We start from the raw sequence: 25,769 nt of genomic DNA on the forward strand, positions 1-25,769 counted from the left end.
GGGCGTTCTCCGCCCGCGCCACGCGCGTCGGGTGGCGGCTCAGGTGGGTGGGACCGTCACCGCCGTGGCGACCAGGCCGTGGCGGGCGGTCCAGCGGCCGTCGAAGTGGGTGCGGCGCCGGCCGCCCACCCACGGGCCCGGGACCAGGAGGGCGGCGTGCAGGGAGCCGCGGTGCGGGTCGCTCGGGTCCACGGCGATCTCTATGTCGGCCTCCGTGAAGTCCAGCCACTGCCCGGTGAGGGGGTACCACGCCTTGTAGACGGACTCCTTGGCGCTGAACAGCAGCCGGTCCCAGTGGATGCCGGGCCGCTCCTCGGCGAGTCGGCGCAGCCGCTGCGCCTCGCCCGGCAGGGACACGGCGGCCAGGACGCCGTCCGGGAGCGGACCGTCGGGTTCGGCGTCGATGCCGAGGGAGGCCAGGTCGGTGGCGTGGACCAGGGCGGCGGCGCAGTAGCCGTCGCAGTGGGTCATGCTGCCGACCAGGCCGGCCGGCCAGCGCGGTGCGCCGCGCTCACCGGTCAGCACGGGCTGGGCGGGTATGCCGAGCTTCTCCATGGCCCGGCGGGCGCAGGACCGTACGACGGTGAACTCGCGGCGGCGTTTGGCGACCGCCCGCGCCACGAGCGCCTCCTCCTCCGGGTACAGGGGCAGGTGTCCGGCGTCGTCGTGGCCGTGGGCCTCCACGGTGACGACCGGGTCGGGCAGCAGTTCCTCGATCACCGGCCCACCTCCTCTCACGGCGACGACGGCGACGGCGACGGCGACGGCGACGGCAGGATGCGGCGCAGTCGCCCCGGCGGCTCCGTCCGCTTGCGCCACTCGCGGGGGTAGCCCACCGACACCTCCTCGAAGCGGACCCCCTCGTGCCAGGTGGTCCGGGGTATGTGCAGGTGTCCGTAGACCATGGTGGCGACCCGGAACCGACGGTGCCAGTCGGCGGTCAGCCGGGTGCCGCACCACATGGCGAATTCGGGGTGCCACAGGACGTCGGTGGGGTGCCGGTCGAGCGGGTAGTGGTTGACGAGGACGGTCGGCACCTCGGCGGGGAGCGCGGAGAGCCGGCGCTCGGTCTCGGCGACCCGCGCCCGGCACCAGGCCTCACGGCTCGGGTGCGGGTCGGGGTGGAGCAGGTACTCGTCGTTGCACACGATGCCGGTGCCGCGGGCGTACGTCAGTCCGTCGTCCTTGGTCGCGCATCCGGCGGGCAGGAACGAGTAGTCGTAGAGCAGGAACAGCGGCGCGACGACCGCGGGACCGCCGGCTCCCTCCCACACGGGGTAGGGGTCCTCGGGTGTCGTCACGCCCAGCTCGCGGCACATCTCGACGAGGTGCTCGTAGCGGGCGACGCCGCGGAGGGTGACGGGGTCCTTCGGATGGGTCCACAGCTCGTGGTTGCCGGGCGCCCACACGACGCGGCGGAAGCGGTCCGCGAGGGTGCCGAGGGCCCAGCGGATGTCGGAGACGGTCTCCGCCACGTCGCCGGCCACCAGGAGCCAGTCGTCGTCGGAGGCGGGTCGCATCTCCTCCACCAGGGCGCGGTTCTCCGCGTAGCCGATGTGCAGGTCACTGATGGCCCACAGCTGCCCCGAACGGCCGGCCGTCGACCTCATCCCCACCCCTCCCGGACGCGCGTTCGACGCCACGAGATCACATCACGGGGCTCGGTCACAAGAGTGACGCGCGGGCAGCAGGCCACCCCTCTGCGCTCCCCCACGCCCTGCCTCCCTACTTCAGATAGGCCAGGCCCGGGTGGACGGCCGTGTAGCCGTCGACGAGGCGGTGGGCGACATTGACCGAGTCGACGAGGGGGTGCAGGGCGAAGGCGCGTACCGCGGCCGTCCGGGAGGCTGCCCGGGCCGCCGTGAGTACCTCGCGCTCGACGGCCTTGACCGCGCAGACCAGGCCGGTGGCGTGGCCGGGCAGCGGGTCCACGGCCACCGGGTGGGCGCCGTTCGCGTCGACCAGGCAGGGGACCTCGATCACGGCGTCGGCGTCGAGTGCGGACAGTGTGCCGCGGTTGCGGACGTTGAGGACGAGCGTGGCGCGCTCGTCGCGGGCGACGGCCCGCATCAGGGCCAGCGCCACCTTCTCGTAGCCGCCGGACAGGTCGTCGGCCTCGCGCTCGCCCGCGCCCGCCGCCTCCCGGTTCTCGGCCATGTAGGTGGCCTCGCGCTCGGCGCGGGTGCGGTCCCAGGTCGCCAGCGCCGGTGCTTCGGGGTGGCGCATCTCCTCGTAGAAGCGGGCCTGCTGGTCGCGCAGGAAGGCGCCGCGGGTGCGGTCGGCCTCCTGGTAGGCGCGGACGGTCTCCCGGTTGAAGTAGTAGTAGTGCAGGTACTCGTTGGGGATCGCGCCGAGCGAGCTCAGCCACTCGGGGCCGAAGAGCCGGCCCTCCTCGAAGGAGCCGAGCAGCGCCGGGTCGGCCAGCAGCCGCGGGAGTTCGTCGCGCCCGTCGACGCGCAGGCCGCGCACCCAGCCGAGGTGGTTGAGGCCGACGTAGTCGATGAAGGCCCGGTCCGGGTCGGCGCCCAGCACGCGGGCGATGCGGCGGCCGAGGCCGACCGGCGAGTCGCAGATGCCGATGACGCGGTCGCCGAGGTGCCGGGACATGGCCTCGGTGACCAGACCGGCCGGGTTGGTGAAGTTGATGACCCAGGCGTCCGGCGCCAGCCGGGCCACGCGGCGCGCGATGTCGACGGCGACCGGGACGGTCCGCAGCCCGTACGCGATGCCGCCCGCGCCGACCGTCTCCTGTCCGAGGACACCTTCGGCGAGCGCCACCCGTTCGTCGTCGGCCCGCCCTTGCAGGCCGCCGACGCGGATCGCGGAGAACACGAAGTCGGCGCCGCGCAGCGCCTCGTCGAGGTCGGTCGTGGCGGTCACCGCGGGCGCGTCGGGCACCCCGGCGGCCTGCTCGGCCAGGACCCGGGTCACCGCCGACAGCCGGGCCGCGTCCAGGTCGTGCAGCACGACGTGCGTCACGCGTCCCTCGGCTCGGTCCCCGAGGAGCGCCCCGTACACGAGCGGCACCCGGAACCCGCCGCCGCCCAGAATCGTCAGCCTCACGTCCGCATCCTTCCGTCACCCGTCACCCGTCACCCGGCCGCACTTCCGCCTGGTACCGGTCACCCGGCCGCACAGCCGCCTGGCGCCGATCATGGCACGCCCGGCCCGGCGGTCCGGCGCCCCGCCGACCACCGGGCCGTGGGCCGGTCGCCCGGAGGTACCGTGGCCGCGTGATGGGTGAACAGACGCCGCGGCCCCAGTCGCTCATGCTGACCTTCCTGGGCGACCAGGTGCTCGGGCGGGACGTCTGCGTGTACTCCGGCAGCGTCATCGACGTCTTCGCCCGCGCCGGGATCGGTGAGCAGGCGACCCGGTCCACCCTGACCCGCATGGTGGGCCGGGGGCTGCTGCGCCGCCAGCGCGAGGGACGCCGGATGTACTTCGGGCTGACGGACCGCTCGGCGGCGGTGCTGCGCGACGGCGAGCGGCGCATCTGGCACACCGGTGCGGTCAACCGGCACTGGGACGGCACCTGGACCCTCCTCGGCTTCTCCCTGCCGGAGTCCTGGCAGCGCCGCCGGCACGACCTGCGCTCCCGGCTGGCGTGGGCCGGGTTCGGGCCGCTGTTCAACGGGTTGTGGATCGCGCCCGGCGACGTCGACGTGACGTCCCTGGTCGCCGAGCTGGATCTGGCCGCCCATGTGAAGGTGTTCCGCGCCCAGGCCGACGCCGGCCTGGACATCGGCGCGATGATCGAGGAGACCTGGGAGCTGTCCGACCTGGCGGCGTCCTACGAGGCGTTCGTCCGGGACTGGCAGCCGTACGGGGAGCGGATGCCGGACGCCGAGGACGCCCTGGTGGCGCGGCTGCGGATGCAGACGGAGTGGCTGTGGCTGGTGCGCCGCGACCCGCGGCTGCCGGTCAAGCACCTCCCCGACGACTGGCCGGCCGAGCAGGCGGAGAAGACGTTCCGGACGGTGTACGACCGGCTCGCTCCGCGCGCCCGGGAGGCCTCGGAGCGCCTGCTCGACCTCGTGCCCGTACGGGACGGGACGGAGCGGGACGCTCAGGCGTAGAACCGCGACAGGCTCCGCAGTACCGCCGCCGGTTTGGTGCCGCCCTCGATCTCGAGGGTGCCGTCGACGGCGATCTGCACACCGCCGGGCACGTCCGTGACCTCGGCGAGCCGGCCGGTGAGCCGGATGCGCGAGCCCACCTTCACCGGTGCGGGGAAACGGACCTTGTCCAGCCCGTAGTTGACCTTCGTCGTCACGCCCCGGACGTCCAGCAGCTCGGTGAAGAGCGGGATGAAGAGGGAGAGGGTGAGGTAGCCGTGGGCGATGGGGGCGCCGAAGGGGCCGGCGGCGGCCCGCTCCGGGTCGACGTGGATCCACTGGTGGTCGCCGGTGGCGTCGGCGAACGTGTCGACGCGCTCCTGGGTGACCTCGATCCACTCGCTGGTGCCCAGGTCGCAGTCGGCCAGCTTCTTCAGCTCGTCGAGGCCGTTGACGGTGAGGCTCATGTGTTGTCCTTGACTGAGTAGTTGGTACCGAAACGAGCGCGCACCTGGGGTTTCAGGAGCTTCCCGGAGGCGGTGCGGGGCAGGGCGTCCGCGATCACCACGGACTTGGGGATCTTGTACCTGGCGAGGCGGCCGGCCAGCGACGCGAGCACCTCGTCGGGGTCGAGGGCGGCGCCCTCGCGGGGGACGACGACCGCGCGTGGCACCTCGCCCCACGTGGCGTCGGGTACGCCGATGACCGCGCACTCGGTGATGCCGGGGTGGGCGAGGAGCAGGTCCTCTATCTCGGCGGGGTAGACGTTCTCCCCGCCCGAGATGATCATGTCCTTGAGGCGGTCCGCGATGTAGACGTAGCCGTCCTCGTCGACGCGGGCGGCGTCCCCGCTGCGGAACCAGCCGTCGGCGAACGCGCCGGCCGTCTCCGTCGGCAGCCCCCAGTAGCCGGTCATGACGTGCGGGCCGCGCACCACGACCTCGCCCGCCTCGCCGACGTCGACCGGGGTGAGGTCCGGCCGCACGACCCGTACGTCGCTGAAGAAGTGCGGTACGCCCGCCGAGCCCGCCTTGGCCACGGCGTGCTCGGCGTCCAGGAAGAGCGTGCCGGGTGCGGCCTCGGTCATGCCGTAGCCCTGGAGGAAGGTGAGGCCGCGCCGCTGGTAGGCGGCGATGAGCGGGGTGGGGACCGGGGAGCCGCCGCAGGTCAGGATGCGCAGGGAGGACAGGTCGGCGTCCTCGAAGCGGGGGTGGCGCGCCACCTGGTCGTACATGGTCGGCACCCCGAACATGAAGGTGATCCGGTGCCGTTCGACCAGGTCGAGGGTGCCGCCCGGGTCGAAGGACTCCACCAGCACGCAGGCGCCGCCCTTGAGCAGCACCGGCAGGGTGAGCATGTTCAGGCCGGCCGTGTGGAACAACGGGGCGGAGACCAGGGCGCGTTCGTCGGCGATCAGGTCGTGGTCGACGAGGACGTTGACGGCGTTCCAGGTGAGGTTGGCGTGGGTGAGCATCGCGCCCTTGGGGCGGCCGGTCGTGCCCGAGGTGTACATGATGATGCAGGTGTCGTCGGGGGTGACCGTCTCGTCGATCGGTTCGTCGGCGGCGGCGCTCAGGGCGTCCTCGTACGCGGCCCCGGTCTGGATGCAGGTGCGCAGGTCCGTGGCCCCCGGCAGTCCGGAGACCGGCCCGGCGTGCGACGGGGCGTGGACGAGCACCTTGGCGCCGGAGTCGGTGAGCTGGTAGGCGATCTCCGGGCCGGCGAGGCGGGTGTTGAGCGGGACGAAGACGGCCCCCAGCGTGCCGGCGGCGAACAGGGTCTCCAGGTAGGAGGGGTGGTTGGGGCCGAGGTAGGCGATCCGGTCGCCGCGTCGCACGCCCCGGTCACGCAGGGCGTGGGCGAGGCGGGTGGTGCGCTCGTACAGCTGCGCGTAGGTGACCGTCGTGTCGTGGTGGATCAGGGCGGTGCGGTGCGGGGTCTTGCGGGCCCGGCGTGCGGGCCACGACCCCAGTCCCTCGTTGCGCATCGTGGGGCCCCTTCACGGTGTCGTCAGCCCGAGCAGCCGGGCGGCGTTCTCCTTGAGGATCTTCGGCCGGACCTCGTCCTTGATCGTCAGCTTGTCGAAGTCGGCGAGCCAGCGGTCGGGGGTGAGGACGGGGAAGTCGGAGCCGAAGAGGACCTTGTCCTTCAGCAGGGTGTTGGCGTACTGCACGAGTTGCGGCGGGAAGTACTTGGGCGACCAGCCGGACAGGTCGATGTGCACACCCGGCTTGTGCGTGGCGACGGCGAGGGCCTCGTCCTGCCAGGGGAAGGAGGGGTGCGCCAGGATGATCTTCAGGTGCGGGAAGTCGGCGGCCACGTCGTCCACATGGAGGGGGTTGGAGTACTTCAGGCGGATGCCGCCCCCGCCGGGGACGCCGGCGCCGATGCCGGTCTGGCCGGTGTGGAACAGGGCGATGGCACCGGTCTCCTCGATGACCTCGTACAACGCGTAGGCCACCGCACGGTCGTTGGGGAAGAAGCCCTGGATGCTGGGGTGGAACTTGAAGCCCTTCACCCCGTACTCCTCGACCAGGCGACGGGCCTGGCGCACACCCGCCCTTCCGCGGAAGGGGTCGATGGACGCGAAGGGGATCAGCACGTCCGCGTTGGCGGCGGCGGCCTCGGCGACCTCCTCGTTGGGGACCGGGGCGGTTCCGGTGGCGGACTCGGCGTCCACGGTGAAGATGACGGCGGCCATTCGCCGCTCGCGGTAGTACGCGGCCGTCTCCTCCAGGGTGGGCTTCCGCTTGCCCTCGACCTTGAAGTAGGCGGAGGACGCCGCGTGCAGGTCGTCGTCCAGGGAGGCGTGCCCCTTGGCGGACACCTCGGCGTGGGTGTGGACGTCGATCGCGACGAGCTCGTCGATGTTCATGGAGCGGGACATCACGCCTCCGGGACCTTGGGCGCGGGGATGCCGACCGTCTCCGGCTCGGCGCCGACGGACGTGGGCCAGGCGTCGGCGAGTGCCTCGGGGGTCCAGCCGCCGTCGGCGTACGCCGTCCTGATCTCCTGCGGGTGGGACCAGAGGGCCACCTTGTCGCCGCCGATGCCGATCGCCTGGCCGGTGACGCCGCGGGCGGCCTCGGAGGCGAGGAAGGGGACGAGGGCGGCGCAGTCCTCGGGGGTGCCGAAGCCCTCGCCCTTGCGCAGGAAGTCCGGCAGCGGCTCGCCGTTCCTCATCGCCTCGATGTACGGGGCGAAGGCGGGGATCGTCTCGGTCATCGCGGTGGCGGCGACGGGCACGATCGCGTTGACGGTGATGTTCGCGCGGGCCAGCTCCATGGACCAGGTGCGGGCCATGGCCGCGATGCCTGCCTTGGCGGCGGCGTAGTTGGTCTGCCCGAAGTTGCCGCGCTGCCCGGCCGGGGAGCCGACCAGGACGAGGCTGCCGCCCTCGCCCTGCTCGCGCATCCGGACGGCGGCGGCGCGGGCGCAGGTGAAGGTGCCCTTGAGGTGGGTGGTGAGCACCGCGTCGAAGTCGTCGTCGGACATCTTCCACAGCACCTTGTCGCGCAGGATGCCGGCGTTGGTGACCAGGACGTCGAGCCGGCCGAACTCCTCCACGGTGCGGGCCACCAGCCGGTCGGCGGCCTCGGCCGTACCGACCGGGACGACCTCGGCGACGGCGGTCCCGCCGGCCTCGCGGAGGGACTTCACGGCCGCCTCGGCCACGGCCTCGTCGACGTCGTTGACGACCACCGAGGCGCCGTGGGCGGCCAGGGCACGGGCGTAGGCGAGGCCGAGGCCACGGCCGCTGCCGGTGACGACGGCGGCCTTGCCGGTGAGATCGATGCTGGGCACGTGCGGGTCCCTTCGCTGGGGGCTGCGTTGCGATCGAAGCTAAGAGCAATAATTGTTGACGTCAATAGTTGTTGCCCACCTCCCCGGTGGGACAGACTGGACACAGTCAGCAGCAGCCGCCCCTCCCGGGGGCCTCGACCAGGGAGCCCGCCATCGCACGCCAGCACGTCACGAACCCCCAGCCGATCGACGCGGACGAGCCGTGGATGCGCGGACTGCACGCGGACACCGGCTATCTGCTCTACCGCCTGGGCCTGCGCTCGGGACAACTGTTCAACGCCTCGCTCCAGGAGTCGGGCCTCAGGCTGCGCCACTACGCGGTGCTGCGCCTGCTCGCCACCACCAAGGGCGCGCTGCAACGGGAGTTGAGCACCCGGCTCGGCTACGACCCGAGTGCGATCGTCGGCCTGGTCGACGACCTGGAGAAGCTCGGCTTCGCGGAGCGCCGCCCCTCCCCCGACGACCGCCGGAGCCGGATCGTCGCCCTCACCGACGACGGGCGCGCCTTCCTGCGGGACACCGACGCGGCGGGGGTGCGCGTGACCAACGACCTCCTGGGCCCGCTCGACCCGGCCGAACGGCAGACCCTGCACGCCCTGCTGCTGCGCGTCGCGGAGGACGGACTCAACTGATGTTGTGCAGATGATTGACGGCCGCACGATTGCTGCCTAACTTCACCGGGGCATCGGCACCGTCCCCAGGGAGCTCACCGTGCAGCCGTCCCCCTCGCCCGCCGTCCCTCAACCACCCACCGATCAGCGCCAGTTGCGCCGAGTCGCACTGTCCGGTCTGCTCGGCACCACCGTCGAGTTCTACGACTTCCTCGTCTACGGCACCGTCGCCGCGCTGGTCTTCGGCGATCTGTTCTTCCCCGGCGCCGACCCCGCGGTCGGCACCATCGCCGCCTTCGGCACCTTCGCCGCGGGCTATGTGGCCCGGCCGCTCGGCGGCATCGTCTTCGGCCACTTCGGCGACCGGATCGGCCGCAAGTCGATGATGCTGCTGACCATGGCCCTGATGGGCGGCGGCAGCTTCCTCATCGGCCTGCTGCCGACCTACGACGCCATCGGCGTGTGGGCGCCGGTGCTGCTGGTCGCCCTGCGCGTGGTGCAGGGCCTCGCGATCGGCGGCGAGTGGGGCGGCGCGACCCTGATGGTCGTCGAGCACGCCGAACGCACCCAGGGCACCCGGCGCGGCCTGTGGTCCAGCTTCACCCAGCTCGGCGCCCCGCTCGGCTCCGTGCTCTCGGCCGGCGTCGTCGCCCTCGTCTCCGCGCTGCCCGACGACGACTTCCGCTCCTGGGGCTGGCGGGTGCCGTTCCTGCTCAGCGTCGTCCTGCTGGCCGTCGGTCTGTTCGTGCGGCTGAAGGTCGCGGAGAGCCCGCTGTTCGCGCAGGGCAGGCGGGAGCCGACGGCCCGGCCGCCGGTCGTGGAGGTGCTGCGCCGGCCGAAGCCCGTACTGCTGGCCGCCTGCGTCGGCATCGGCGCGTTCACGGCCCAGTCCCTGCTGACCGGCTTCATGATCTCGTACGCCGTCGACCAGGGCTACAGCCGACCGCAGGTCCTGACCGCGGTGACCGTCGCCTCCTGTGTGGCGCTGGCCGTCCTGCCCGCCGCCTCCGCACTCTCCGACCGGGTGGGCCGCCGCCCCGTCGTCCTCGCCGGCGCGGTCGCCTGCGCCGCCCTCGCGTTCCCGGTGCTAGCCCTCGTCGACTCCGGCTCGCCCGGCCTGCTGATCCTCGCCCTCGTCCTCGGCCACGGCGTCGCCCAGTCCACGATGTACGGGCCGCTCGGCGCCCTGCTCACCGAGCTGTTCGGCACCAAGGTCCGCTACACCGGCGCCTCGCTCGGCTACCAGGCGGCGACCCTGATCGGCGCCGGTTTCTCGCCGCTGATCGCGAGCAGCCTCGTCGCCTCGTACGGCGGTGACAGCACCCCCGTCGCCCTGCTGCTGTGCGCGGGCGCCGCGGTCACCGCGCTCACCGTGTGGCGGATGCGCGAGACGCACACCAACGCCCTCGACTCCGGCGCACCCCAGGCCGCCACCCCCTCCCCCACCCCGGAAGGAACCCCCCGTTGAGGACCCGCCTCGCCCTGCTGACCGCCGCCCTGTGCGCGGCGACCGCACTGCCCGCGCAGGCCGCCACCGCCACGGACACCCACGCCGAGGGAGTGCTCCCCTCGGGCGCCGCCTACGTGATGGACGTACCGGCCGCCTGGAACGGCACCGTCCTGCTCTTCAGCCACGGCTACAACCCGGCCGGCACCCCCAACCCGGCGCAGAACGCCCCCGACGCCACGACGCGGGGCAAGCTGCTGGAGGCCGGGTACGCGCTCATCGGCTCCTCCTACGCCACGACCGGCTGGGCCCTGACGGAGGCGGTGCCCGACCAGCTCGCCACGCTGGATCTGTTCACCGAGCGGTACGGCACGGCCCGGCGGACGCTCGCCTGGGGCCGGTCCTACGGCGGCCTCGTCACCACGGCCCTCGCCGAGCGGCACGGCGACCGTTTCGACGGCTCGCTGGCGATGTGCGGCCTGGTGCAGGGCGGCGTCGCCAACTGGAACAGCACCCTGGACCCGGTGTTCGCCCTGCGCACCCTGCTCGCCCCCGACTCCGGCATCCGGCTGACGGGGTTCGCCGGCCAGGAGTCCGCGCGCGGCGCCGCCGAGGCGCTCACCGCGGCGACCGACGCCGCCCAGCGCACCCCCGCGGGCCGCGCCCGCATCGCCCTGGCCGCCGCCCTGCACAACATCCCCGGCTACAACACCCCCACGCAGACCGAGCCCGGCCCGACGGACTGGGCGGCCCAGCAGGCGGGCCAGTACACGGCCGTCCGCGGCCTCCTCCAGCAGCCCGCCTTCAGCTGGCGGCAGGAGGCCGAGAGCCGCGCCGGCGGCAACCCCTCCTGGAACACGGGCGTCGACTACACCGCCATGCTGCGCAGCTCGCCGCTGTACAAGGAGGTGACCGAGCTGTACAAGGCGGCGGGAGCGTCCCTGCGCTCCGACCTGGCGGCACTGAACCGCGCCCCCCGGATCTCCGCCGACCCCGACGCCGTGCGGTGGATGCGCGACACCAGCGCCCTCACCGGCCGGCTGAGCGATCCCCAGCTGATGATCCACACCACCGGCGACGCGCTGATCCCCGTCCAGGCCGAGAGCGCCTACCGGCGGGCCGCCACCGCCGCGGGCTCCCGGCCCCTGCTGCGCCAGGCGTACGTCGACGGCCCCGGCCACTGCACCTTCACCCCCGGCGAGACGATCGGCGCCCTGCACACGCTGGAGCACCGGCTGGACACCGGCCGCTGGGACACCTCGGCCTCCGCCCTCAACACTCGCGCCCGCACGGCGGATCCGGCGTCCGAGCCCCGCTATCTCCCCCACCACCCGGCGCCGTATCCTCGCCCCTACGACCTCGCCCACCCGGGAGACACCCGGCCATGAGCCCCCTCCCCCACTCTCGGCTTCGCTCGAGCGGGGGCACCCCCACCGCGCCCGACCGGCTGCTGTCCGTGCTCGCCGCGTTCGACCACGAGCACCCGGCGCTGTGCCTGACGGACATCAGCCGGCGGGCCGGGCTGAGCCTGACCACGGCGCACCGGCTGGTGGCCGCGCTCACCGAGTGGGGCGCGCTGGAGCGGGACGAGTCCGGCGTCTACCACATCGGGCTGCGGCTGTGGGAGGTCGCCGCACTCGCCCCGCGCGGCCTGGCCCTGCGGCAGACCGCCCTGCCGTACCTGGAGGACCTGTACGAGGCGACGCACGAGAACGTGCAGCTCGCCGTGCGGGACGGCGGAGAGGTCGTCTACGTCGAGTGGCTGTCGGGCCGTTCCGCGGTCGGCGTGCACATCCGCGTCGGGGCACGCTGGCCGCTGCACGCCACCGGGGTCGGGCTCGCGCTGCTGGCGCACGGCGACCCCGAGTTCCAGCGGGCGTACTGCGCGGGCCCGCTGGCCTCCTTCACCCCGCACACGATCACCGACCCGGCGCGGCTGCGCCGCGTACTGGCCGAGGTGCGGCGCGTCGGCGCCGCGGTCAGCGACCGACAGGTCACCGACGACGCACTGTCGGTGGCCGCCCCGGTACGCGGTCCGGACGGTACGGTGTCCGCCGCCGTCTCGGTCGTCGTACCGCACGCCGGCGCGGCCGTCCCGACGCTCGTCCCGGCGGTGCGGCTGGCGGCGCGGGGGATCTCACGGGCGCTGGGGTGGCGGCCCCGGGTCACCGAGTGAGCCGCGTGCTCCGGTAGCGACCGCGCCGCAACCGGTCGGCCACCGAGAGCCACCAAACCGGCATCCGGGACCTGTCTGCCACATTTCTCACAGCCGTCATAGCCCCCCGACAGGCACACACAGGCCCGACCCAGATATACGGTGCAGAGTGCATACATCCCCCGCCCCACCGCAGAAAGGCCGTATGCCGTGAGCACCCCCCACATACCCGACGGAACCGCCCAGCAGACCGGGTGGTCCCGGCGCGGGGTGCTCGCCGCGCTCGGCGCCGTGCCGGTCGCGGCGGCACTGACCGGCCTGGGAAGCGGCCCGGCACGGGCGGCCACCGGGACCCCCACCGCCGCCAGGAAGACGCTGACCGCCTCCGTCACCCCCAGTACGGGCGGCACGTACGGCGTGGGCATGCCGGTGTCGATCACCTTCTCGCACGCCGTGACGCGCAAGGCCGCGGTCGAGCGGGCGATCACGGTGACCGCCGATCCCGGCGTCGAGGTGGTCGGCCACTGGTTCGGCGACACCCGGCTCGACTTCCGCCCCAAGAAGTACTGGGCTCCGGGTACGAAGATCACGGTCCGTCTGCGCCTCGCGGACGTGCGGGCCGCCGACGGCGTCTACGGCGCGCAGTCGAAGGACGTCGTCTTCACGGTCGGCCCCGCGCGGATCAGCACCGTCGACCTGGCCAAGAAGCGGATGACCGTCAAGCAGGACGGCAAGACGGTCGCCACCTACCCGGTCACGGGCGGCGACGCCGACCACACCACGTGGGCCGGGATCATGGTGATCAGCGAGCAGCTGGCGGAGACCCGGATGGAGTCCTCGACGGTCGGACTCGGCCACGAGTACGACATCGCGGACGTGCCGCACGCCCAGCGTCTGACCACCTCGGGCACCTTCATCCACGGCAACTACTGGACCGCCGCCTCGGTCTTCGGGAACAGCAACACCACGCACGGCTGCATCGGCCTGCACGACGCCAAGGGCGGCGGCGACGAGGCCACGGCGGGCCACGCGTTCTACACCGGCTCCCGGCTCGGCGACGTGGTGATCGTGAAGAACTCGGGTGAGGAGACCGTCGACCCGGCCAACGGCCTGAACGGCTGGAACCTCTCGTGGAAGAAGTGGAAGGCCGGCAGCGCACTCGCCTGACCCTGCCCCCTTCGCGCAATGAACTCCCTTGCGCACGAAGGGACTTTCTCGGGTTCACCTCTTGACGACCGGAGGCCCGGAGAGCACATTGGGCGCACTCTGAGAGCGCTCTCACGCCCCCGTGCGCGTCTCGGGGGCGTTCGTGCTCACCGCTCCCGCACACCGAGAGGTACCCCCACATGAGAGAACCTTCCGGCACGCAGGCGAGACCGCGGCCGTGGCGCCGGGCCCTGGTCGCCGCCTTCGGCACCCTCGGCCTCGCGGCCGCCGCGACCGGCGTCGTCGTCCCGTCCGCGACCGCCACCGCTCCCCCACCCCCCACCGGCTGGACGCAGCTATTCGCCGACGACTTCGACGGCGCCGCCGGCTCCGGCGTGAACACCTCCCACTGGCAGTACGCGACCGGCACCGGATACCCCGGCGGCCCCGCCAACTGGGGCACCGGCGAGATCGAGACGATGACGTCGTCCCCCAGCAACGTCTCGCTCGACGGCAGCGGCAACCTGCGCATCACCCCGCAGCGCGACGGCGCCGGAAACTGGACCTCGGGTCGCATCGAGACCAGGCGCGCCGACTTCGAGCCCCCGGCCGGCGGCAAGCTGCGCGTGGAGGCTCGCATCCAGGTCCCGAACGTCACCGGGGCCGCGGCCAAGGGCTACTGGCCGGCGTTCTGGATGCTGGGCGGCCCCTACCGCGGCAACTACTGGAACTGGCCGGCCGTCGGCGAGATCGACATCATGGAGAACACCCAGGGCCTCAACACCGTCTGGGCCACGATGCACTGCGGCACCTCACCCGGCGGGCCCTGCAACGAGACCAGCGGCATCGGCGGCAGCACCGCGTGTCCCGGCGCCACCTGCCAGGCGGGCTTCCACACCTACCGGGTGGAGTGGGACCGCTCGACCAGCGTGGAGGAGATCCGCTTCTACGTCGACGGCACCAACTTCCACACGGTGCGCGCCAACCAGGTCGACGCCACGACGTGGGCGAACGCCACCCACCACGGCTACTTCATCATCCTCAACGTGGCGATGGGCGGCGGCTTCCCGAACGCCTTCGGCGGCGGCCCGGACGCCGGCACCCAGCCCGGCCACTCCATGCTCGTGGACTACGTCCAGGTGCTGTCGGCCGGTGGGAGCGGTACCACGCCACCGCCGACCGGCGGCGACCGTGACGCGTACGGCGCCATCGAGGCCGAGTCGTACGACGCCCAGTCCGGCACCATGACCGAGGGCACCGCGGACTCGGGCGGCGGGAGCAACCTCGGCGCGCTCGCGAACGGCGACTGGGTCCAGTACAAGGGCGTGAAGTTCGGCTCGAGCCCGGCGACGCAGTTCAAGGCCCGGGTGGCGAGCGGCGCGGCCTTGGGCGTCAGCGGTCTGGTCGAGGTGCGCCTGGACAGCCGTACCGCCACGCCGGTCGGCAGTTTCGCCGTGGGCAACACGGGCGGCTGGCAGTCGTGGCGCACGATCCCGGCGAACATCGGCGCGGTGACGGGGACGCACGACGTGTACCTGACCTTCACCAGTGGCCAGCCGGCGGACTTCGTGAACGTGAACTGGTTCGGCTTCGGCCACTGACCGCTCACCGGCCCGCGGGTGGCCAAGGGGGCTCCACGCACGAGTGGAGCCCCCTTCGCCACGTCGGGCCTGTGGGACTGCTGCGTGATCAGGTGACGGTTGGGGCGTGCAGCCAGAGCCGCGGGTGGGGTCATCGAGCACCCGGCACGTCACCGCCACCGGCACCCATCCGGCACGGGGCAGCCGCGGCGGCTCGACCGGGCGCGACGTGTCGCCTCGCCGCACATCCGGGCGGTCAGGTCTGCAGGGCCGGGAAGCGGACGCCGGTCAGCCGTTCGCTCTCGCGCCACAGCCAGGCTCCGAGGTCGGGGCTGTCGGCACCCCCGGGCAGGGGTGCCGGCCCGGGGGTGCCGGAGGTCTGGTCGCGTCCGGCTGGGCCGATGAAGGTTCCGCTGACGGCGGCGGGGTGGGTTGCGGCATACAGGGAGGGCCAGGCGGCGCCGTCGGCGGAGCCCATCAGGGTGCGGGAAGCCAGGGCGACGAACAGTCGCCCCAGCCGGCTCGCGGAGGTGTGACGCTGCAGGTTGGTGACGGCCGAGCCCGGGTGGACGGACAGGGCGCGGTGCGCGCTGCCGGAAAGGCGGCGGGCGAGTTCCTGGGTGAAGACGATGTTGGCGCGCTTGGACTTGGCGTACGCGCTCATGGGGCGGTAGCGGCGCTCGCTCATCAGATCCGTGAGGTCGCCGGAGCGCCAGGTGGCGGCGATGGCGCTGACGGTGACGACGCGGGCACCGGGGGAGCGCATCAGGGCGGGCATCAGGTGGGCGGTCAGGGCGAAGTGGCCCAGGTGGTTGGTGCCGACCGTGAGTTCGAGGCCGTCGCGGGTGGTACGGCGCTCAGGGACGCCCATGACGCCGGCGTTGTTGACGAGGAGGTCGATGGTCTCCGTCGCGGCGACGGGGGCGGCCGCGTCGCGGATCGCCGTCAGGTCCCCGAGGTCGAGTTCCACGGTCTCCAGGCGGGTGCCGGGCACGTCGTCGTGCAGGCGGCGGGCGGCTTCGGCCAGCGAGGCCGGGTGGCGTCCCGCAAGCAGGATGCGGGCACCGTGCCGAGCCAGGGCCAGCGCGGTGCGGTAGCCGATGCCGCTGTTGGCCCCCGTGATCAGGGCGGTCCGGCCGCTGAGCGGGGGGATGTCGGCGGGCGTCCAGTGTTCGCGAGCCATCGCACACCTTCCTAAATGAATGTTCATTTACTTCCGGCCAGGATGGACGCGCCTCCCCGACTTGTCAAATGAACGTTCATCAAGTGAGGGTGGGGACATGGCAACGCGTGATCCCGACCGCAAGCGGCAGCAGCTGATGGAAGCTGCCCTCGCCGAGTTCGCCGAGTTCGGCGAGGCCGGGGCCCGGGTGGACCGGCTCGCCAAACGGGCCGGCATCAGCCCCGGCCTCGTGTACTCGTTCTTCGCCGGCAAGGAGGGCCTGTTCGATGCCGTCTACGAGGCGATCGTCGAGCAGACGGTGGGCGCGGTATCCATGGACGCCGACGACCTGCCCGGCTACGCAGGCCGCCTGCACGATGCCGCCGCACAGCATCCACAGGTCATGCGGTTCCTGACCTGGTACGCGCTGGAGCGCGCCGAACGGCCGGTACCCGAGATCGTCGCCGCCTCGATGGCGGACAAGATCGCGGCCATCGAGGCGGCACAGCAGCGCGGCACCGTCACACGGGAGAAGCCGGCGGGCGAGATTCTCGCGCTGGTGCTCGCCCTGGCGAACATGTGGCAGCGCCACACCGAGGACGTGAGCCACCTGGTCGCCGACGGGCAGCAGCGCGCCACGATCACCGACGCCGTACGCCGCTTGGTCACCCCGCAAGAGCCCCCTCGCGGCTGACGCCTCACCGTCCTTCGGGCGGACGTGACCGGCCGCGCCATCGCCCACCTGGCCCGCACCGGCCGCATCAGCGCACCGGCCGTGACCGAGGCCGCACTGCGCTCCCTCAGCGAACTCGACCCCGACATGCGGGCCTTCACCGAGGTCCACGGCAACAGCGGCCCGGGCCGGACCATTCGGGCGCACCGGGACCACGCCGAGCCGATCGAGCCGGACCCCCTGGCCGAACGCATCACGGCCCGCATCCTGATGGCACGCGCCTTTCCCCCGGGCGGCGACCGATCGCCCCGCTCCGCCCGGCGGCACCCCGAATGCCCGTCTCAGCAGTGGACCGCAGGGCTCCGGTGGGGCGGGCCCGTCAGCGCAGCTCCGCCCGGAACGCCGCCGGCGTCTGGTCCGTGTGCTGGTGGAAGAACTTGGAGAAGTTCGCCGCGTCCGGGAAGCCGACCGCCGCGCCGACCCGGCCGATCGGCATGTCGGTGTGGGCGAGGAGGCGCTTGGCCTCCAGGACCACGCGCTTGTCGATGAACCCCTTGGGCGTCTCGCCGGTGGCGGCGCGCACCGCGCGGACGAGGGTGCGGCGGGAGTAACCGAGCGCGTCGGCGTAGGCGCTGACGCTGTGGTTGGTGGCGAAGCCGCGCTCGACCGCGTCCCGGAACAGGGTGAAGGTCGTGTCGCCCGGCGTGTCCGCCCGGCCCTGGCGCGCTTCCTGCGCGGAGCTGGCCGCGAGGTGGGCGAGGCGCAGCAGGAACGCGGACAGCGTGTGGCGCAGTACCGCGGTGTGCAGGCTGAGCGGCAGGGTGGTGGCGTCCTCGTACTCGCGCCGGAGCTGGTCGAGCGAGGCCGTCAGAGCGTCGAGCCGCGCCTCGTCGGGGTGGAGCAGGGGCGGCAGGTCGTAGCGGTAGAGGCCGGTGGCCTCGACGGTGGCGCGGGGCAGGAAGCCGGGCTGCATGGTCAGCACCGTTCCGCGGTACTCGCTGGTCTGCGAGAAGCGGTGGACCTGTCCGGGGCGGATCCACAGCAGATCGCCGGCCGTGGCCTCGTACTCGGCGAAGTCGATCATGTGTCGGACGGGGCCGCCGGTGAAGAGCATGACGACGTGGAAGTCGATGCGGTGGACGCGGTGCAGGGGGGCCTGTGCGTGCCAGGTGCGGCCGGCGCCCATGGGACCGACCTGCATACCGACGCCGAGGAGGCTGAGATCGACCGGGAAGGGGAACGTTCTGATCCCGTCGCCACGCCTGACGTCACCGGCACCCTTGGCGTCACCGCCGCCACTGTCATCGTCTTGCGTGTTTTCGTCCGCCATGTCCTTCTCGCGCCGTCCCACCCGTGCGCCGAGGCGCCGGGGCGTGTCCCAGTTTCACCACAGGCTGGCACACCACGACCTTCACTCTCAAAAGTCAGACTTTTAAGTTTGAACACGTCAGCCCAGCAACCCCGCTCCGATCGAGGATTTCTTGAAGATGAGCACGCATACAGCAGGCAGCGCGGACCGCTTCGAATGGACCGAACTCGACCGGCGTGCCGTCGACACCGCCCGTGTTCTGGCGGCCGACGCCGTGCAGAAGGTCGGCAACGGGCACCCCGGCACGGCGATGGCCCTCGCCCCGGCGGCGTACACGATCTTTCAGAAGGTGATGCGTCACGACCCCGCCGACCCCGAGTGGACCGGCCGTGACCGCTTCGTCCTCTCCCCCGGCCACACGTCGCTGACCCTCTACACCCAGCTTTACCTCGCCGGGTACGAGCTGGAGCTGGACGACCTCAAGGCCTTCCGCACGCACGGCTCGAAGACGCCGGGCCACCCCGAGTACGGCCACACCGCGGGCGTGGAGACCACCACGGGACCGCTCGGCCAGGGCGTCGCCAACGCGGTGGGCATGGCGATGGCCGCCCGCTACGAGCGCGGCCTGTTCGACCCCGAGGCGCCCGCGGGCGAGTCCCCCTTCGACCACACCGTCTGGGCGATCGTCTCCGACGGCGACCTCCAGGAGGGCGTCTCCGCCGAGGCCTCGTCGCTGGCCGGCCACCAGAAGCTCGGCAACCTCGTCTTCCTCTACGACGACAACCACATCTCCATCGAGGGCGACACGGCGACCGCGTTCTCCGAGGACGTGCTGAAGCGGTACGAGGCCTACGGATGGCACGTGCAGCGCATCGAGCCCGCCGACAACGGTGACGTCGACGTGCACGCGCTGTACGCGGCGCTGACGGCGGCGAAGGCCGAGACCGGCCGCCCGTCCATCATCGCCATGCGCACGATCATCGCCTGGCCCGCCCCGAACGCCCAGAACACCGAGGCCTCCCACGGCTCCGCCCTCGGCGAGGACGAGGTCGCCGCCACCAAGCGCGTCCTCGGCTTCGACCCCGAGAAGTCCTTCGAGGTGGCCGACGAGGTCCTCGCCCACACCCGCCGGGCCCTGGACCGGGGTGCGGAGGCACACGCCGCCTGGGACAAGCGGATCGACAAGTGGCGCGGCGCCCAGCCGGAGCACGCCGCGCTGTTCGACCGCGTGGTCGCCGGCCGACTGCCCGAGGGCTGGGAGGACACCCTGCCCGTGTTCGAGACCGGCAAGGCCGTCGCCACCCGCGCCGCCTCCGGCAAGGTGCTCCAGGCGCTCGGCCCGGTGCTGCCCGAGCTGTGGGGCGGCTCGGCGGACCTGGCCGGCTCCAACAACACCACGATCGACAAGACCAGCTCCTTCCTCCCCGAGGGCAACCCGCTGCCGGAGGCCGACCCGTACGGCCGCACCGTGCACTTCGGCATCCGCGAGTTCTCGATGGCCGCGGAGATGAACGGCATCGCGCTGCACGGCAACACCCGCGTCTACGGCGGCACCTTCCTGGTGTTCTCCGACTACATGCGCAACGCCGTCCGCATGTCGGCCCTGATGCAGCTGCCGGTGACGTACGTGTGGACGCACGACTCCGTCGGCCTCGGCGAGGACGGCCCGACCCACCAGCCGGTCGAGCACCTGGCCGCACTGCGCGCCATCCCGGGCCTGAACGTGGTCCGCCCGGCCGACGCCAACGAGACCGCGACCGCCTGGGCCGAGATCCTCCGGCGCCACTCCACCAACCCGGCCCCGCACGGCCTCGCCCTCACCCGCCAGGGCGTACCGACGTACGAGGCGAACCCGGACGCGGCGCGCGGCGGGTACGTCCTCGCCGAGGCCTCCACCGGTGCCCCGGAGGTCGTCCTGATCGCCACCGGCTCCGAGGTGCAGCTGGCCGTGGCCGCGCGGGAGGCGCTGGAGGCGGAGGGCACGCCGACGCGCGTGGTGTCGATGCCGTCCGTGGAGTGGTTCGAGGAGCAGCCGCGCGAGTACCGCGAGAGCGTGCTGCCGCCGTCCGTGAAGGCCCGGGTGGCCGTCGAGGCCGGTATCGGCCTGACCTGGTACCGCTTCGTGGGCGATGCGGGCCGCATCGTCTCCCTGGAGCACTTCGGCGCCTCCGCCGACGCCAAGGCCCTGTTCGCCGAGTACGGCTTCACCGCCGAGAACGTCGCCGCCGCCGCCAGGGAGTCCCTGGCCGCCGCCCGCGGCTGAGCCGACCGCACACATCTGCAGAAAGAGAAGATGATCACTGTGACCGAAGCATCCGCACCCGCGGGAGCCCTGCGACGCCTGTCCGGCCAGGGCGTCTCCATCTGGCTGGACGACCTGTCGCGGCGGCGGATCGAGTCCGGCAACCTGGCCGAGCTGATCGAGACCAAGCACGTCGTCGGCGTCACCACCAACCCGTCGATCTTCCAGGCCGCCATCGGCTCCGGCGAGGGCTACGAGGAGCAGCTCGCCGACCTCGCGACCCGGGGCGTCACCGTCGACGAGGCGGTCCGCATGATGACCACCGCCGACGTCCGTGCCGCCGCCGACGTGCTGCGCCCGGTGTACGACGCCACCGGCGGCCGGGACGGCCGGGTCTCCATCGAGGTCGACCCGCGCCTCGCCCACGACACGCGGGCCACGGTCGCCGAGGCCCGTCAGCTGGCCTGGCTGGTCGACCGCCCCAACGTGATGATCAAGATTCCGGCGACGCAGGCCGGTCTCCCGGCGATCACCGAGGTCATCGGCGCCGGCATCAGCGTCAACGTCACGCTGATCTTCTCCCTGGAGCGCTACCGCGCGGTCATGGACGCCTACCTCGCCGGCCTGGAGCAGGCGCAGGCGGCCGGGCACGACCTGTCGGCCATCCACTCCGTTGCCTCGTTCTTCGTCTCCCGCGTCGACAGCGAGATCGACAAGCGCCTGACGCTGCTGGGCACGGACGAGGCCCTCGCCCTGAAGGGGAAGGCGGCGCTGGCCAACGCGCGACTGGCCTACGAGGCGTACGAGGAGGTCTTCGCGGGCGACCGCTTCACCGCCCTGGCCGGGGCCCGCGCCAACCCCCAGCGTCCTCTGTGGGCGTCGACCGGGGTGAAGGACCCGGCATTCCGGGACACCCTGTACGTGGAGGAGCTGGTCGCTCCCGGCACCGTGAACACGATGCCGGAGGCCACCCTGAACGCCGCCGCCGATCACGGCGACGTCCAGGGCGACACGGTCACCGGTGGTTACGCCCAGGCCCGGGCGGACCTCGCGGCCGTGGAGCGGCTCGGCATCTCGTACGACGAGGTGGTGGAGCAGCTGGAGCAGGAGGGCGTGGCCAAGTTCGAGGTGGCCTGGCAGGACCTGCTCGACGCCGTGACGAAGTCCCTGAACAGCAAGGGAGTTGACGGGGAATGAGCGAGGAGCTTCCCGCTACGACGGTCCACGGGACCGATACGACGGTCCAGGAGACCAAGGCGACGAAGGAAGCCAAGGAGGCCGCGGCGGCCCGGGAGGCGGCGGGCCCGCTGCACGCCCAGGAGGCCGAGGAGTCCCGGGCCGCCGGGGCGCCGAAGGCCGGCAGGTCGTCCAGGTCCGCCCGGGCCGGGAAGAAGCCGGGGGCGGCCGGCGCCGCGAAGGGTGCCGAGGCGGCGGACGCGGCCGAGAGGCCCGTCGAGCCCGTGGCGCCCCTCGACTGGAGCAACCCCCTGCGCGATCCCCAGGACCGCCGGCTGCCCCGCATCGCCGGCCCGTCCGGACTGGTCATCTTCGGTGTCACCGGCGACCTGTCGCGCAAGAAGCTGATGCCGGCCGTGTACGACCTGGCCAACCGCGGTCTGCTGCCGCCGGGCTTCTCCCTGGTCGGTTTCGCCCGCCGGGACTGGGAGGACCAGGACTTCGCCGAGGTCGTGCACGAGGCGGTCAAGGAGCACGCGCGCACGCCGTTCCGTGAGGAGGTCTGGCAGCAGCTCGCCGAGGGCATGCGGTTCATCCCGGGCGACTTCGACGACGACGACGCGTTCGACCAGCTGCGCAAGGCCGTCGAGGAGCTGGACGCCTCCCGCGGCACCAGTGGCAACTACGCCTTCTACCTCTCGGTGCCGCCGAAGTTCTTCCCGAAGGTCGTCCAGCAGCTCAAGAAGCACGGGCTGACCGACGCGCCGGAGGGCTCCTGGCGCCGCGCGGTGATCGAGAAGCCGTTCGGGCACGACCTGGGCAGCGCCCGTGAGCTGAACGCGCTGGTGCACGAGGTCTTCGACCCGGAGCAGGTCTTCCGCATCGACCACTACCTGGGCAAGGAGACCGTCCAGAACATCCTGGCGCTGCGCTTCGCCAACCAGATGTACGAGCCGATCTGGAACCGGTCCTACGTGGACCACGTGCAGATCACCATGGCCGAGGACATCGGCATCGGCGGCCGGGCCGGCTACTACGACGGCATCGGCGCCGCCCGTGACGTCATCCAGAACCACCTGCTCCAGCTGATGGCCCTGACCGCGATGGAGGAGCCCGCCTCCTTCGACGCGCCCTCGCTGCTCACCGAGAAGCTGAAGGTGCTCAAGGCGGTGCGGCTGCCGGACGACCTCGGCGAGCACACCGTGCGCGCGCAGTACGCGGCCGGCTGGCAGGGCGGCGCACAGGTGCCCGGCTATCTGGAGGAGGAGGGCATCGACCCGGCCTCCGCGACCGACACCTACGCGGCGATCAAGCTGGGCATCGACAACCGGCGCTGGGCGGGCGTGCCGTTCTACCTGCGCACCGGCAAGCGGCTGGGCCGCCGGGTGACGGAGATCGCGGTCGTCTTCCAGCGGGCCCCGCACTCGCCCTTCGACTCCACCGCGACGGAGGAGCTGGGCGAGAACGCGATCGTCATCCGCGTCCAGCCCGACGAGGGCATGACGGTGCGGTTCGGCTCCAAGGTGCCGGGCACGTCGATGGAGATCCGGGACGTGTCGATGGACTTCGCGTACGGCGAGTCGTTCACCGAGTCCAGCCCGGAGGCGTACGAACGGCTGATCCTGGACGTCCTTCTGGGCGACGCCAACCTGTTCCCCCGTCACCAGGAAGTGGAAGAGTCCTGGCGGATCCTCGACCCGATCGAGGAGTACTGGGCCACGCACGAGCGGCCCGCACAGTACGCCTCGGGCAGCTGGGGACCCCGGGAAGCCGACGAGATGCTCGCACGAGACGGACGGAGCTGGCGCAGGCCATGAGGATCGACCTGACCGACACCACGGCAAGCAAGATCAACAAGGCGCTGGTGCAGGGCCGCCGCGCCATCGGCACCCCGGCCGTGGGCATGGTGCTCACGCTGGTGATCGTCACGGACGAGGAGAACGCCTACGACGCGATCAAGGCCGCCGAGGAGGCCTCGCACGAGCACCCCTCGCGCACCCTGGTCGTCATCAAGCGGCACCCGCGCAACCTGCGCGACCGCACCCGCTCGCACCTCGACGCCGAGGTCCGGGTGGGCTCCGAGGCCGGCACCGGCGAGACGGTCGTGCTGCGCATGTACGGCGAGGTGTCCGAGCACGCCGACTCGGTCGTGCTGCCGCTGCTGCTGCCGGACGCCCCGGTCGTCGTGTGGTGGCCGGTGGAGGCGCCGGACGACCCCGCGGGCGACCCGCTGGGCGCGCTGGCCCAGCGCCGGATCACCGACCTGTACGCGGTCGAGCGGCCGATGGAGGTCCTGGAGCGCCGGGTCCGCACCTACGCGCCCGGCGACACCGACCTCGCCTGGACCCGGCTGACGCTGTGGCGCTCCATGCTGGCCGCGGCGCTGGACCAGGCCCGGGTGCCGGTGACCTCGGCGACCGTGGAGGCCGAGGCCGAGAACCCGGCCGCCGAGCTGCTGGCCCGCTGGCTGGAGGCCCGGCTCGGCGTCGGGGTCGACCGCGTGATCACCGACGGCCCGGTCGTCACCGCGGTCCGCCTCGGTACCGCGAACGGCGAGATCGTCATCGACCGTCCGGAGGGCCCGCTCGCCACGATGACCCTGCCCGACCAGCCGCCGCGCTCCCTCGCGCTGAAGGTTCGCCCCACCTCCGAACTCATCGCCGAGGAGCTCAGGCGCCTCGACGCGGACGAGATGTACGCCGTCGCCCTGCGCGGCGTGGCACCCAAGGAGAACGCCGTCCATGTCTGACTCCCCGAAGCTGACCCGGCGGCCCGAGTGGTCCGCCCTGGAGGACCACCGCGCGGGCGCGCTCGCCCACCCGGACCTGCGCGAGCTGTTCGCCGCGGACCCGGGACGGGCGGAGCGGTACGTCGCGCGCGTCGGTGACCTGCGCATCGACTACTCCAAGAACCTGGTCACCGACGACACGCTGGCCCTGCTGCAGCAACTGGCCGCCGCCACCGGTGTGGCCGAGCTGCGCGACGCCATGTTCCGCGGCGAGCGGATCAACATCACCGAGGACCGGGCCGTGCTGCACACCGCACTGCGCGCCCCGCGCGACGCGGTGATCGAGGTCGACGGCGAGAACGTCGTGCCCAAGGTGCACGCCGTGCTGGACAAGATGTCCGACTTCGCGGACCGGGTCCGTTCGGGTGAGTGGACCGGGTACACCGGCAAGCGCATCCGCAACGTCGTCAACATCGGCATCGGCGGCTCCGACCTCGGTCCGGCGATGGCGTACGAGGCGCTGCGGGCCTTCACCGACCGCTCGCTCACCTTCCGGTTCGTCTCCAACGTGGACGGCGCCGACCTGCACGAGGCGGTCCGGGACCTGGACCCGGCCGAGACGCTGTTCATCGTGGCGTCCAAGACGTTCACCACCATCGAGACGATCACGAACGCGACCTCGGCGCGCTCGTGGCTGCTGGCGGGGCTGGGCGACGGCGAGAAGGGCGACGAGAAGGCGGTCGCCCAGCACTTCGTCGCGCTGTCGACGAACGCCGAGAAGGTCGCCGACTTCGGCATCGACACGGCCAACATGTTCGAGTTCTGGGACTGGGTCGGCGGCCGCTACTCCTACGACTCGGCGATCGGTCTCTCCCTGATGATCGCCATCGGCCCGGACCGCTTCCGGGAGATGCTCGACGGCTTCCGCATCGTCGACGAGCACTTCCGCAACACCGAGGCCCCGGACAACGCCCCGCTGATCCTGGGCCTGCTGGGCGTCTGGTACGGCAACTTCTTCGGCGCCCAGTCGCACGCGGTCCTGCCGTACAGCCACTACCTGTCGAAGTTCACGGCCTACCTCCAGCAGCTCGACATGGAGTCCAACGGCAAGTCGGTCGACCGCGACGGGCAACCCGTCCAGTGGCAGACCGGGCCGGTGGTCTGGGGCACGCCGGGCACCAACGGGCAGCACGCGTACTACCAGTTGATCCACCAGGGCACCAAGCTGATCCCGGCCGACCTGATCGGCTTCGCCCGGCCCGTCGCCGAGCTGAGCGACGAGCTCAAGGCGCAGCACGACCTGCTGATGGCCAACCTGTTCGCCCAGGGTCAGGCGCTGGCCTTCGGCAAGACCGCCGACGAGGTCCGGGCGGAGGGCGTGTCCGAGGAGCAGGTGCCGCACCGCACCTTCCAGGGCAACCACCCCACCACGACCGTCCTGGCCACCGAGCTGACCCCCTCCGTCCTCGGCCAGCTGATCGCGCTGTACGAGCACAAGGTGTTCGTGCAGGGCGCGGTCTGGAACATCGACTCCTTCGACCAGTGGGGCGTCGAGCTCGGCAAGGTCCTCGCCAAGCGCGTCGAGCCCGCCCTCACCGAAGGTGCTGACGTTCCCGGTCTCGACCCGTCCACGGCCGCGCTGGTGGCCGCCTACCGTGAACTGAAGGAAGTGCACTGA

22 protein-coding genes are annotated in these 25,769 nt (G+C 72.3%); 13 read left to right on the plus strand and 9 right to left on the minus strand.

The window, feature by feature from the left end; translation table 11 throughout:
* Nucleotides 1–39 precede the first annotated feature (39 nt).
* From ACIGO6_RS26360 to ACIGO6_RS26370, 3 genes are all read right to left on the minus strand, one after another.
* Nucleotides 40–720, minus strand: a complete 681-nt coding sequence (locus tag ACIGO6_RS26360) for a 4'-phosphopantetheinyl transferase (RefSeq protein WP_399880267.1) — start codon at nucleotides 718–720, stop codon at nucleotides 40–42.
* 14 nt (nucleotides 721–734) lie between these two features.
* Nucleotides 735–1,610, minus strand: coding sequence for a metallophosphoesterase family protein (locus tag ACIGO6_RS26365; RefSeq protein WP_399880269.1), 876 nt, complete (start codon nucleotides 1,608–1,610; stop codon nucleotides 735–737).
* Nucleotides 1,611–1,725: 115 nt separating this feature from the next.
* Nucleotides 1,726–3,063, minus strand: a complete 1,338-nt coding sequence (locus ACIGO6_RS26370; RefSeq protein WP_399880272.1) for a 6-phospho-beta-glucosidase — start codon at nucleotides 3,061–3,063, stop codon at nucleotides 1,726–1,728.
* A 173-nt stretch (nucleotides 3,064–3,236) separates the two neighbouring features.
* Between ACIGO6_RS26370 and ACIGO6_RS26375 the strand changes: the two genes are divergently transcribed.
* The gene (locus ACIGO6_RS26375; RefSeq protein WP_399880275.1) at nucleotides 3,237–4,079 is read left to right on the plus strand and encodes a PaaX family transcriptional regulator C-terminal domain-containing protein; all 843 of its coding nucleotides are present in this window, start codon (nucleotides 3,237–3,239) and stop codon (nucleotides 4,077–4,079) included.
* Here ACIGO6_RS26375 and ACIGO6_RS26380 read toward each other — a convergent pair.
* The 4 genes from ACIGO6_RS26380 to ACIGO6_RS26395 are packed head-to-tail and all read right to left on the minus strand — an operon-like array spanning nucleotide 4,070 to nucleotide 7,862.
* Nucleotides 4,070–4,525: a MaoC family dehydratase gene (locus ACIGO6_RS26380; protein WP_399880278.1), complete on the minus strand. Its 456-nt coding sequence runs from the start codon at nucleotides 4,523–4,525 to the stop codon at nucleotides 4,070–4,072. The two genes, ACIGO6_RS26375 and ACIGO6_RS26380, sit on opposite strands and share 10 nt — an antisense overlap.
* A complete protein-coding gene (locus tag ACIGO6_RS26385; protein ID WP_399880281.1) occupies nucleotides 4,522–6,045 on the minus strand; it encodes a long-chain fatty acid--CoA ligase in 1,524 nt (507 codons plus the stop codon). Before ACIGO6_RS26385 ends, ACIGO6_RS26380 begins: the two co-directional genes overlap by 4 nt.
* 12 nt (nucleotides 6,046–6,057) lie before the next feature.
* On the minus strand, nucleotides 6,058–6,933 hold the full coding sequence (locus ACIGO6_RS26390) for an amidohydrolase family protein (RefSeq protein WP_399880836.1): 876 nt from the start codon (nucleotides 6,931–6,933) through the stop codon (nucleotides 6,058–6,060).
* Nucleotides 6,934–6,944: 11 nt separating this feature from the next.
* Complete coding sequence (locus ACIGO6_RS26395; protein WP_399880284.1) at nucleotides 6,945–7,862, minus strand: SDR family NAD(P)-dependent oxidoreductase; 918 nt, start codon at nucleotides 7,860–7,862, stop codon at nucleotides 6,945–6,947.
* 206 nt (nucleotides 7,863–8,068) lie between these two features.
* Between ACIGO6_RS26395 and ACIGO6_RS26400 the strand changes: the two genes are divergently transcribed.
* From ACIGO6_RS26400 to ACIGO6_RS26425, 6 genes are all read left to right on the plus strand, one after another.
* Nucleotides 8,069–8,494: a MarR family winged helix-turn-helix transcriptional regulator gene (locus ACIGO6_RS26400; protein WP_399880839.1), complete on the plus strand. Its 426-nt coding sequence runs from the start codon at nucleotides 8,069–8,071 to the stop codon at nucleotides 8,492–8,494.
* A gap of 79 nt (nucleotides 8,495–8,573) precedes the next feature.
* Nucleotides 8,574–9,941 carry an MFS transporter gene (locus ACIGO6_RS26405; RefSeq protein WP_399880287.1) on the plus strand — a complete coding sequence of 456 codons (1,368 nt, stop codon included), beginning with the start codon at nucleotides 8,574–8,576 and terminating at the stop codon, nucleotides 9,939–9,941.
* Entirely contained in the window at nucleotides 9,938–11,308 is a 1,371-nt protein-coding gene (locus ACIGO6_RS26410) for a prolyl oligopeptidase family serine peptidase (protein ID WP_399880290.1), read from the plus strand. Before ACIGO6_RS26405 ends, ACIGO6_RS26410 begins: the two co-directional genes overlap by 4 nt.
* On the plus strand, nucleotides 11,305–12,096 hold the full coding sequence (locus tag ACIGO6_RS26415; RefSeq protein ID WP_399880293.1) for an IclR family transcriptional regulator: 792 nt from the start codon (nucleotides 11,305–11,307) through the stop codon (nucleotides 12,094–12,096). Before ACIGO6_RS26410 ends, ACIGO6_RS26415 begins: the two co-directional genes overlap by 4 nt.
* A gap of 189 nt (nucleotides 12,097–12,285) precedes the next feature.
* The gene (locus tag ACIGO6_RS26420) at nucleotides 12,286–13,242 is read left to right on the plus strand and encodes an Ig-like domain-containing protein (protein WP_399880296.1); all 957 of its coding nucleotides are present in this window, start codon (nucleotides 12,286–12,288) and stop codon (nucleotides 13,240–13,242) included.
* Between the two features lie 179 nt (nucleotides 13,243–13,421).
* Nucleotides 13,422–14,822: a glycoside hydrolase family 16 protein gene (locus tag ACIGO6_RS26425; RefSeq protein ID WP_399880299.1), complete on the plus strand. Its 1,401-nt coding sequence runs from the start codon at nucleotides 13,422–13,424 to the stop codon at nucleotides 14,820–14,822.
* A 235-nt stretch (nucleotides 14,823–15,057) separates the two neighbouring features.
* Here ACIGO6_RS26425 and ACIGO6_RS26430 read toward each other — a convergent pair whose 3' ends face one another.
* Nucleotides 15,058–15,984 (minus strand): oxidoreductase, encoded by a 927-nt coding sequence (locus ACIGO6_RS26430; RefSeq protein WP_399880302.1) that lies wholly within the window; start codon nucleotides 15,982–15,984, stop codon nucleotides 15,058–15,060.
* 97 nt (nucleotides 15,985–16,081) lie between these two features.
* On the opposite strand from ACIGO6_RS26430, the gene ACIGO6_RS26435 reads away from it, so the two are divergent.
* A complete protein-coding gene (locus ACIGO6_RS26435; protein WP_399880305.1) occupies nucleotides 16,082–16,657 on the plus strand; it encodes a TetR family transcriptional regulator in 576 nt (191 codons plus the stop codon).
* 358 nt (nucleotides 16,658–17,015) lie between these two features.
* Here the strand turns inward: ACIGO6_RS26435 and ACIGO6_RS26440 are convergent, their stop codons facing one another.
* Nucleotides 17,016–17,966, minus strand: coding sequence for an AraC family transcriptional regulator (locus ACIGO6_RS26440; RefSeq protein ID WP_399880308.1), 951 nt, complete (start codon nucleotides 17,964–17,966; stop codon nucleotides 17,016–17,018).
* Between the two features lie 157 nt (nucleotides 17,967–18,123).
* On the opposite strand from ACIGO6_RS26440, the gene tkt reads away from it, so the two are divergent.
* From tkt to pgi, 5 genes are read left to right on the plus strand one after another with little or no spacing between them, the layout of a single operon-like run.
* Complete coding sequence (gene tkt, locus ACIGO6_RS26445; RefSeq protein WP_399880311.1) at nucleotides 18,124–20,208, plus strand: transketolase; 2,085 nt, start codon at nucleotides 18,124–18,126, stop codon at nucleotides 20,206–20,208.
* A gap of 30 nt (nucleotides 20,209–20,238) precedes the next feature.
* Nucleotides 20,239–21,384: a transaldolase gene (gene tal / locus ACIGO6_RS26450; RefSeq protein WP_399880314.1), complete on the plus strand. Its 1,146-nt coding sequence runs from the start codon at nucleotides 20,239–20,241 to the stop codon at nucleotides 21,382–21,384.
* Entirely contained in the window at nucleotides 21,381–23,180 is a 1,800-nt protein-coding gene (gene zwf / locus ACIGO6_RS26455) for a glucose-6-phosphate dehydrogenase (protein ID WP_399880317.1), read from the plus strand. The genes tal and zwf overlap by 4 nt, the downstream gene beginning before the upstream one ends.
* Nucleotides 23,177–24,112, plus strand: a complete 936-nt coding sequence (opcA, locus tag ACIGO6_RS26460; protein WP_399880320.1) for a glucose-6-phosphate dehydrogenase assembly protein OpcA — start codon at nucleotides 23,177–23,179, stop codon at nucleotides 24,110–24,112. The genes zwf and opcA overlap by 4 nt, the downstream gene beginning before the upstream one ends.
* Nucleotides 24,105–25,769 (plus strand): glucose-6-phosphate isomerase, encoded by a 1,665-nt coding sequence (gene pgi / locus ACIGO6_RS26465; protein WP_399880323.1) that lies wholly within the window; start codon nucleotides 24,105–24,107, stop codon nucleotides 25,767–25,769. The genes opcA and pgi overlap by 8 nt, the downstream gene beginning before the upstream one ends.

This window comes from Streptomyces sp. NPDC053750 (assembly GCF_044544295.1).
GTDB lineage: Bacteria > Actinomycetota > Actinomycetes > Streptomycetales > Streptomycetaceae > Streptomyces.

Excerpts from the sequence above, each read along its gene's own strand:
- ACIGO6_RS26365 (WP_399880269.1), bottom strand. The coding sequence starts at position 1,610 with ATGAGGTCGACGGCCGGCCGTTCGGGGCAGCTGTGGGCCATCAGTGAC.
- ACIGO6_RS26375 (WP_399880275.1), top strand. The coding sequence starts at position 3,237 with ATGGGTGAACAGACGCCGCGGCCCCAGTCGCTCATGCTGACCTTCCTG.
- ACIGO6_RS26380 (WP_399880278.1), bottom strand. The coding sequence starts at position 4,525 with ATGAGCCTCACCGTCAACGGCCTCGACGAGCTGAAGAAGCTGGCCGAC.
- ACIGO6_RS26385 (WP_399880281.1), bottom strand. The coding sequence starts at position 6,045 with ATGCGCAACGAGGGACTGGGGTCGTGGCCCGCACGCCGGGCCCGCAAG.
- ACIGO6_RS26390 (WP_399880836.1), bottom strand. The coding sequence starts at position 6,933 with ATGAACATCGACGAGCTCGTCGCGATCGACGTCCACACCCACGCCGAG.
- ACIGO6_RS26400 (WP_399880839.1), top strand. The coding sequence starts at position 8,069 with ATGCGCGGACTGCACGCGGACACCGGCTATCTGCTCTACCGCCTGGGC.
- ACIGO6_RS26415 (WP_399880293.1), top strand. The coding sequence starts at position 11,305 with ATGAGCCCCCTCCCCCACTCTCGGCTTCGCTCGAGCGGGGGCACCCCC.
- ACIGO6_RS26425 (WP_399880299.1), top strand. The coding sequence starts at position 13,422 with ATGAGAGAACCTTCCGGCACGCAGGCGAGACCGCGGCCGTGGCGCCGG.
- ACIGO6_RS26430 (WP_399880302.1), bottom strand. The coding sequence starts at position 15,984 with ATGGCTCGCGAACACTGGACGCCCGCCGACATCCCCCCGCTCAGCGGC.
- ACIGO6_RS26435 (WP_399880305.1), top strand. The coding sequence starts at position 16,082 with ATGGCAACGCGTGATCCCGACCGCAAGCGGCAGCAGCTGATGGAAGCT.
- ACIGO6_RS26440 (WP_399880308.1), bottom strand. The coding sequence starts at position 17,966 with ATGGCGGACGAAAACACGCAAGACGATGACAGTGGCGGCGGTGACGCC.
- tkt (WP_399880311.1), top strand. The coding sequence starts at position 18,124 with ATGAGCACGCATACAGCAGGCAGCGCGGACCGCTTCGAATGGACCGAA.
- tal (WP_399880314.1), top strand. The coding sequence starts at position 20,239 with ATGATCACTGTGACCGAAGCATCCGCACCCGCGGGAGCCCTGCGACGC.
- zwf (WP_399880317.1), top strand. The coding sequence starts at position 21,381 with ATGAGCGAGGAGCTTCCCGCTACGACGGTCCACGGGACCGATACGACG.
- opcA (WP_399880320.1), top strand. The coding sequence starts at position 23,177 with ATGAGGATCGACCTGACCGACACCACGGCAAGCAAGATCAACAAGGCG.
- pgi (WP_399880323.1), top strand. The coding sequence starts at position 24,105 with ATGTCTGACTCCCCGAAGCTGACCCGGCGGCCCGAGTGGTCCGCCCTG.